The sequence below is a fragment of the Streptomyces sp. NPDC001508 genome (genome assembly GCF_040298665.1).
In the GTDB taxonomy this organism is placed as follows: Bacteria; Actinomycetota; Actinomycetes; order Streptomycetales; family Streptomycetaceae; genus Streptomyces.
On record NZ_JBEPAP010000126.1, the window covers coordinates 1 to 6,933 of the forward strand.

The window sequence follows — 6,933 nt, forward strand, 5'->3', positions numbered from 1 at the left end:
TCTCCACGGCGCGTGCGGAGCCGGCGTGCGTCGCCTCCTGGATACGGCGCCGGAGATCCGCCAGCTTCCCGGCGGTCGTATGGATGTCGATCTCGGGCTGTTCTGTGGGCGTGGCGCTCACCGGATGGATCCCTTCTGGCTGTCGCGGCCGACAGCAGGGGTCGACGGCGGGGGCCTGCGCGGCAGATTGCAAGCAAGTGTCATGGAATGCCTCGGAAATGGTGGGCAACCGCTCCCGGAGAGAGGGCCGCTTGTTGTGTCAGAAGACGCTGCGAGGGGCGTACACGCCCCAGACGTCGCGCAGGGCGTGGGACACCTCGCCGACGGTGGCACGCTGTCGCAGCGCCTCGCGCATCGGCGGCAGCACGTTGTCGGTGCCGCGGGCCGCGGCGCGCAGTGTCTCGAGGGCTCGTCCGACGGCGTTGTCGTCCCGGTCCCTGCGCAGCGCCGCGAGACGTTCGCACTGGTCGCTCTCGATCTGTGGATCGACACGTAGCGGTTCGTAGGGCTCTTCCTGACCGATGACGTACTTGTCGACCCCGACGACGGTCCGTTCCTCGGTGTCGATCTCCAGGGCGATCCGGTACGCGGACTTCTCGATCTCGGACTTCTGGAAGTTCTGCTCGATCGCGGCGACGGCACCGCCCCGGTCCTCCACCGCCTGGATCAGTTCCAGGGCCGCGGCCTCGACGCCATCGGTCATGGACTCCATGACGTAGGACCCGGCGGACGGGTCCACGGTCTTGGTCACATCGGTCTCGTAGGCGATGACCTGCTGGGTGCGCAGGGCCAGTCGCGCCGCCTTCTGGGTGGGCAGGGCGATGGCCTCGTCGTAGGAGTTGGTGTGCAGGGACTGAGTGCCGCCGAGGACCGCGCCCAGACCCTGGAGCGCGACCCGGACGAGATTGACCTCGGGCTGCTGGGCGGTGAGCTGTACGCCGGCGGTCTGGGTGTGAAAGCGCAGCATCTGTGACTTGGGGCTCTTGGCCTTGAACTCGTCACGCATGATGCGGGCCCAGATACGGCGGGCGGCGCGGAACTTCGCGATCTCCTCCAGCAGCGTCGTCCGTGCGACGAAGAAGAAGGAGAGGCGCGGCGCGAAGTCGTCGACGTCCAGGCCCGCGGCGATCGCCGTACGCACATATTCCTTGGCGTTGGCCAGTGTGAACGCGACCTCCTGCACCGGGCTCGCCCCGGCCTCCGCCATGTGGTAGCCGGAGATGGAGATGGTGTTCCAGCGCGGCAGCTCCCGGTGGCAGTAGGCGAAGACGTCACTGATCAGCCGCAGGGACTGCTTCGGCGGGAAGATATAGGTGCCGCGGGCTATGTACTCCTTGAGTACGTCGTTCTGGATCGTCCCGGTCAACTGGTCACCCGTGACGCCCTGTTCGGCCGCGACGAGCTGGTACAGCAGAAGCAGCGTGGAGGCGGGGGCGTTGATCGTCATCGAGGTCGACACCTTGCCCAGGGGCAGGCCCTGGAAGAGTGTGCGCATGTCCTCGATCGAGTCGATCGCCACGCCGACCTTGCCGACCTCGCCCCGGGCGATGGGCTCGTCGGAGTCGTAGCCCATTTGCGTCGGCAGGTCGAAGGCTACGCTCAGGCCGCCGGTGCCCGCGCTCACCAGTTCGTGGTAGCGCTCGTTGGACTCCTTCGCCGTCCCGAACCCGGCGTACTGCCGCATCGTCCACGGCCGTCCGGTGTACATCGATGGATACACCCCCCGAGTGAACGGGAACCGGCCCGGAGCGCCCAGTTTGGTGTCCGCGTCGAAGTGTGACAGTGCCCGACCGTCGTAGACCGGCTGGAGCGGCAGACCGGACTCGCCTTGTGCAAGGGAATCCACGATGGAACCTCCGACGGTACTCGATGTCATTAGAAAGGTACTTAGTTCCGACACTCTGGGCAAGTGGCTTCCGGGGGCCGGGACGGGGAAGGATGTGCGGTCATGAGCAAGCCACCTGCACGGATGCGACTCGCGGACGCGGCGTTCGTCCTCTTCGACGAGCGCGGATATGAGAACACCACCGTCGACGACATCGCCGAGCGTGCCGGAGTGGGGCGTACGACGTTCTTCCGGCACTACCGGTCGAAGGAAGCGGTCATCTTCCCCGACCACGACCGGCTCCTGGAGCTGATCAGGGACCGGCTGGCGACCTCCAGCCACAGCACCGCACTCGTCGCTGTCTCCGACGCGGTCCGCCTGGTGCTGCTGCACTACGTCGACGAAGGGGACCTCGCGCGCCGTCGCTACGCTCTCACCAGCAAGGTGGCCGCTCTGCGGGACCGGGAGATCGCCAGTGTGGCCCGATACCAGCGGCTGTTCCGGGAGTTCATCGCGGACTGGATGGGAGACCCGACGGAGTCGGCGTCACTGAGGGCCGAACTCATGGCGGCGTCCGTCGTCGCGGCCCACAACCACGTGCTGCGCCGATGGTTGCGAGGGGAGTCGTCCGATCCCGTCGTGGAGGTCGACGAAGCGATGCGTGAGGTGCTGGCCCTGTTTCCGGCGCCCGGGTCCCAGGCGGAGAACGGGCGCGGCACCACCGTCGTCGCGTTCCGCAGTGGACAGGACATCGAAGCCCTGCTCCCCGCGCTACGGCGCCTCGTCGAGGGGTAGTCGTGTGCGGGAACCTTGGACGGGCCGGTCCGCCCGCCCCGCGTGCGCTGACAGCACCGGAACGAGAACGGGCAGCGCCGACGGGAGAAGCGCCGACGGGCCTGAGGAGACGAATACCTCAAGCGCCTCAGTGATGCCGCGCACACACGGTCGGGGACCCCGCTTGCCGCGTGTTGGCTTCCGGCCGTGATCTCTTGGACGGTGGGCGCCCCCGAACCCGTTCCCGCAGCGGCATGGCCCGGACAGACGGCCGGGCCCGCGTCTTCCGACAACGCTGAACCACCGGGGCAGAGGTCCTGCGACGTGAGCCGCCCGTGACCACCTGGCGCCGCACGACTGCGCACCCCACTCGACTGGGCGTCGTAGAACTGCCGGTCGGCGCACCGGTGCTGCTGATGCTCATGGGCAGCGGTTCCGACCTGGCGGTCTTCTCGAACCCGGAGCAGATGTGCCCGCACCGGGCGAACATCCGCCAGCATCTGGCCTTCGGCGCCGGTCGCCACCGCTGCTCCGGCGCCTCTCTGGCGCGCACGGAGGCGGCGGTGGTCCTACGGGCGGCAGCGCGCAGCCTTCCGGACATTCGACCGGCGGACGAAACAGCGGAACCCCCTTGCTCGGCCTGCTGTCGTTCAGGGCGCCACTGCAGGTGACGGTGAAACCGCGATGGGCGGCATCGGCGCCGACGTGTGGGCCACGCTGAGCGCCGTATGCATGTGAGGCCCCGGTGACCGCGGGCACTTTCCAGAGGAGTCACCGGGTGCCTCGGGGGTGGGAAGTGTGGCTGTCCCGCCCATCGGTTCGACCGGCCCGACCGCATGTGGCGATACGACTCGGAGGAGAGCGATGAGCGGTGGGCGCCGGTACGGGATCCGCTGCCGGTGCCGTCATGGACGCCGAGCCGGGGCGGGCGACCGCAGAGAAAGCGAGCGCAGCCGTTGCCGCTGGTCCTCGCCGTGAGCGTCCGCGGCGGCGCGCTGACGGGAATTCTCAGAAGCCAACCGCTGGGCCTGCCGCTTCCTCGTCCCCATGGGGCTCGGCAGCGGCGTGCTGATGTCGCGGGCCAGACGGAAAGCGTGGTGGGTCATCCGCGTCGGCGGTGTTTGTCGGCTGCTTGGAGACGACCTGGCCGATCCTGCCTCCCACGGCCAGATGCGGGCGACTGACTGACGGTGCAGCAGGTCGGGGAACAGCCGTAGCCCCGGACCACTTTCGCTCGATTCCGCTCAGAGCCTTCATCGCGATGTCCAATCGTTCGGGCGGAGCACGTGTGCGGCTACGCCGTGGGGCGGTCGGGTCGAAGAGGGCCGCCCGGCGGCACGGCGCGGCTTGTCAGGGCAGGTGACGCGCCGCCGGACGGAGTCGGTGGGGAGCCGTTGTCAGGTGAGGTGGTGGTACGGGACGGCTCCGTCGCCGACCGTCCGGCGGTACGCCTTTGCGGCAGAACAGGGGGCGTACCGCCGGACGGAGTGTGAGGGGCCGAAGCCCGCCGAGTGGGATGCTTTAACTTTATGCTTCCACAGTAGACATGGAGGCTTTTTGAATGCACAAGTCATACGGCTTAAACTGAGCAGGATGCTCAAAACGCGAGGGTGGGAGAGAGATCCCATTGAGCACGGTGAACAATGAGCGAGCCTTTGACACACCGCGATGTGTGAAACCTGCGCATCGGCGGACGACGAGATCGAGTCGAACTACATCGACGCACACGGCGCGAGCGTGGCCGGGTCCACCTTCACCGAACTGCCCGACTTCCACTCAACAATGGCCCGAAGAAACGGTGCCCTTGCCAGTGGCGGGGCCGAAGCCGGCAAGCCAAGGACCGCCGCTCGTGCGGCCGCCGAGGTCGCACGGACGCGCTGCTCACCTCGAGGGCACGCTGAGAGGTACCGGCGCAGGTCGTGTCCCGCCGGGTGGTGTAAGCGATCATGCGCCTCGCCCTCCGGAACCTGGCTCGCGAGGATCTCTCCGTTGCGCTCGGCACGCGAAGCGGCCCGGTCAGGCGCCGGGAGCGCCCCGGTCGTTCGAAGTTCCCGCTGTGGCCTGCGAGTTCTGGTCCCTTGATCGGCTACACCACTCGGCGGGACGCCATCCCGGCGCATTACAGCAGTTCCTCGCCCTGCTGGGGAGTGGCCGCCGAATAGCCGAAGGCGGTGACCCGCTCATCGGCTGGACGACCGAAGGCGATGTCGTTGCAGGTGGTGACGGGCGAGGAGCCGAGGCGCGGGCAGTGGCCGACGGCCATGATCACTGAGCGATTGCCACTGGTGACGGCGCTGCCCGTACACCCGGGTCCGTACCGAAGGCTTCAGGCATTCACGGCCGCGGACGCTCAGGCCGACGTGTTCGTGGGGCGCGAGCGTGAGGTCAAGTGGCTCCGGGACGGTCGACGTCCGGCCGGCGAGTGCAGCCAGCCGCTAATGGGAGACAGCCGTTGACGACACTGAACTTCTGTCTGAACTCTCCTCTTAGGGGTCTCTGTGCTAGTCCCGGCAGTACGGGGTGGAGGTCGGTGCCCCCTGTGGGCAGCGGCCGGTCACACTGCCTGCTGGACCTTGGTTGCCGGTCAGGCAGATCAGGTGGACGTACTCATTTCGGTCGCAGGTCAGCCGACAAGCACGATGTCCAGGGTGCGCGGCCCGTGCACCCCCTCTACCCGGTCCAGCTCGATGTCGCTGGTCGCCGAGGGGCCGGAGACCAAGGTCAGCGGGCGCGTCGGGACCAGGCGGTCCAGAGCCTGCGGTACGGAGGAGACCACCTGGTCGGCGACGCGGACGACGCAGATGTGGTGATCAGGGACCAGGGTGATCCGGCGGCGGCCCTGGTCGGGAGAGCCGTCCAGGACGATCGTGCCGGTCTCGGCGATGGCGACCGCGCACCCGGTGACCACGCCGTCGACACGGTCCAGTTCTTGCGGGGTACCGTCCGGGCGGTCCGGGACCCGCGTCACCTCCGTGTCCGCCAGCCAGCGCTCGTCCAGTCCGGGCGGGACGAGGACGGTCTTCGAGCCCCGCTCGCCGAGCAGGTGGGCGATGAGCCCGGGCAGCCCTGCGGCGTCGCTTCGGTGAACGACCGCCCTGTAGTCCACCAGGTTCTCGGCCAGCAGATCCACCGTCTCCTCGACACCCCGGTCGCCGTGCTGCCGTAGATAGTCCCGCGAAATGGCCTGCTCGTATGGCACGTCCTGCGGCGGCACGTCCGCCAGGGCACGCCGTACCCGGTCCAGTATCCGGTCCCTGCTGCTCACTTCGTGTCGTCCTTTCGGTCTTGCCCGCCCTGTTCGCCATGGGTGCGCTGCCACCAGTCGCGGAACGGTTCCGCGGGGAAGGCCGGCAGATCCCGGGTGCCGCTCCATGCCTTGCCGGGGCCGGGCAGGCTCCGGGGGTGGAAGCGGCGGGTGCGGGATGCCAGCCGCTGGCCGCCGCGCAGGAGAGTCGGGTGGGAAAGGGCCAGGCGGGCCGCGCGCATCGCCGTCCGCTCGGCGGCGTGGCCCTTCGCGGGCTTGAGCACCACCTTGTTGCCGCCCAGTGTCGCATCGCCGCCCTGGGCGACCCGTTCGCGCAGGTGCACCAGTACCTCGGGGATGTCGATGGCGACTGGGCACACCTCGTAGCAGGCGCCGCACAGCGAGGACGCGTAGGGCAGGGAGGCGTCGATCTCGCTGGCGGTGCCCCGGAGTTGGGGGCTCAGGATCGCGCCGATCGGGCCGGGGTAGACCGAGCCGTAGGCGTGGCCGCCCGCCCGTTCGTAGACCGGGCAGACGTTGAGGCAGGCGGAGCAGCGGATGCAGCGCAGCGCCTGGCGGCCGACCTCGTCGGCGAGGGTGTCGGTGCGGCCGTTGTCCAACAGCACCAGGTGAAAGGTGCTCGGTCCGTCCTGGTCGGTGATTCCGGTCCATATGGAGGTGTACGGGTTCATCCGCTCGGCCGTGGAGGAGCGGGGGAGCGTCTGGAGGAACACCTCCAGGTCCCGCCACGTCGGCACGATCTTCTCGATGCCGACGACCGAGATCAGCGTCTCGGGCAGGGTCAGGCACATCCGGCCGTTGCCCTCGGACTCCACGACCACCAGGGTGCCGGTCTCGGCCACGACGAAGTTGGCGCCGGAGATACCTACCTTGGCGCGCAGGAACTTCTCGCGCAGGTGCAGCCGGGCGGCCTCGGCGAGTTCGGCGGGCGTGTCGCTCAGCCTGGATCCACCGCGTGAAGGTCGGTCTGGGGGCGGGGAAATGGGAAGAGGTGCCTGCTGACCTGGGATGATGGGAGTTCCTACGCCCTCATCAGTCCCACGAAGCAAGGCACCTCTGAAGTGAAAGT

The 6,933-nt window shown here is 68.5% G+C and carries 6 protein-coding genes; 2 read left to right on the forward strand and 4 right to left on the reverse strand.

Features of this window, described 5'->3' with window-relative positions; genetic code table 11:
- Nucleotides 1–259 precede the first annotated feature (259 nt).
- Nucleotides 260–1,846: an acyl-CoA mutase large subunit family protein gene (locus tag ABT245_RS45365; RefSeq protein WP_351746881.1), complete on the reverse strand. Its 1,587-nt coding sequence runs from the start codon at nt 1,844–1,846 to the stop codon at nt 260–262.
- A gap of 102 nt (nt 1,847–1,948) precedes the next feature.
- Between ABT245_RS45365 and ABT245_RS45370 the strand changes: the two genes are divergently transcribed.
- Both ABT245_RS45370 and ABT245_RS45375 read left to right on the forward strand, forming a co-directional pair.
- Complete coding sequence (locus ABT245_RS45370; RefSeq protein WP_351746884.1) at nt 1,949–2,620, forward strand: TetR/AcrR family transcriptional regulator; 672 nt, start codon at nt 1,949–1,951, stop codon at nt 2,618–2,620.
- Between the two features lie 314 nt (nt 2,621–2,934).
- Nucleotides 2,935–3,270 (forward strand): cytochrome P450, encoded by a 336-nt coding sequence (locus ABT245_RS45375; RefSeq protein ID WP_351746887.1) that lies wholly within the window; start codon nt 2,935–2,937, stop codon nt 3,268–3,270.
- A 1,448-nt stretch (nt 3,271–4,718) separates the two neighbouring features.
- Here the strand turns inward: ABT245_RS45375 and ABT245_RS45380 are convergent.
- From ABT245_RS45380 to ABT245_RS45390, 3 genes are all read right to left on the reverse strand, one after another.
- On the reverse strand, nt 4,719–4,868 hold the full coding sequence (locus ABT245_RS45380; RefSeq protein WP_351746890.1) for a hypothetical protein: 150 nt from the start codon (nt 4,866–4,868) through the stop codon (nt 4,719–4,721).
- 354 nt (nt 4,869–5,222) lie between these two features.
- Nucleotides 5,223–5,864: a LutC/YkgG family protein gene (locus tag ABT245_RS45385; protein ID WP_351746893.1), complete on the reverse strand. Its 642-nt coding sequence runs from the start codon at nt 5,862–5,864 to the stop codon at nt 5,223–5,225.
- The coding region (locus ABT245_RS45390; RefSeq protein WP_351746896.1) for an LUD domain-containing protein at nt 5,861–6,933 on the reverse strand (1,073 nt) is incomplete at its 5' end. The genes ABT245_RS45385 and ABT245_RS45390, both read right to left, overlap by 4 nt.

What these genes read in the sequence shown, in the direction of transcription:
- ABT245_RS45370 (WP_351746884.1), top strand. Translation starts at nt 1,949, where the DNA reads ATGAGCAAGCCACCTGCACGGATGCGACTCGCGGACGCGGCGTTCGTC.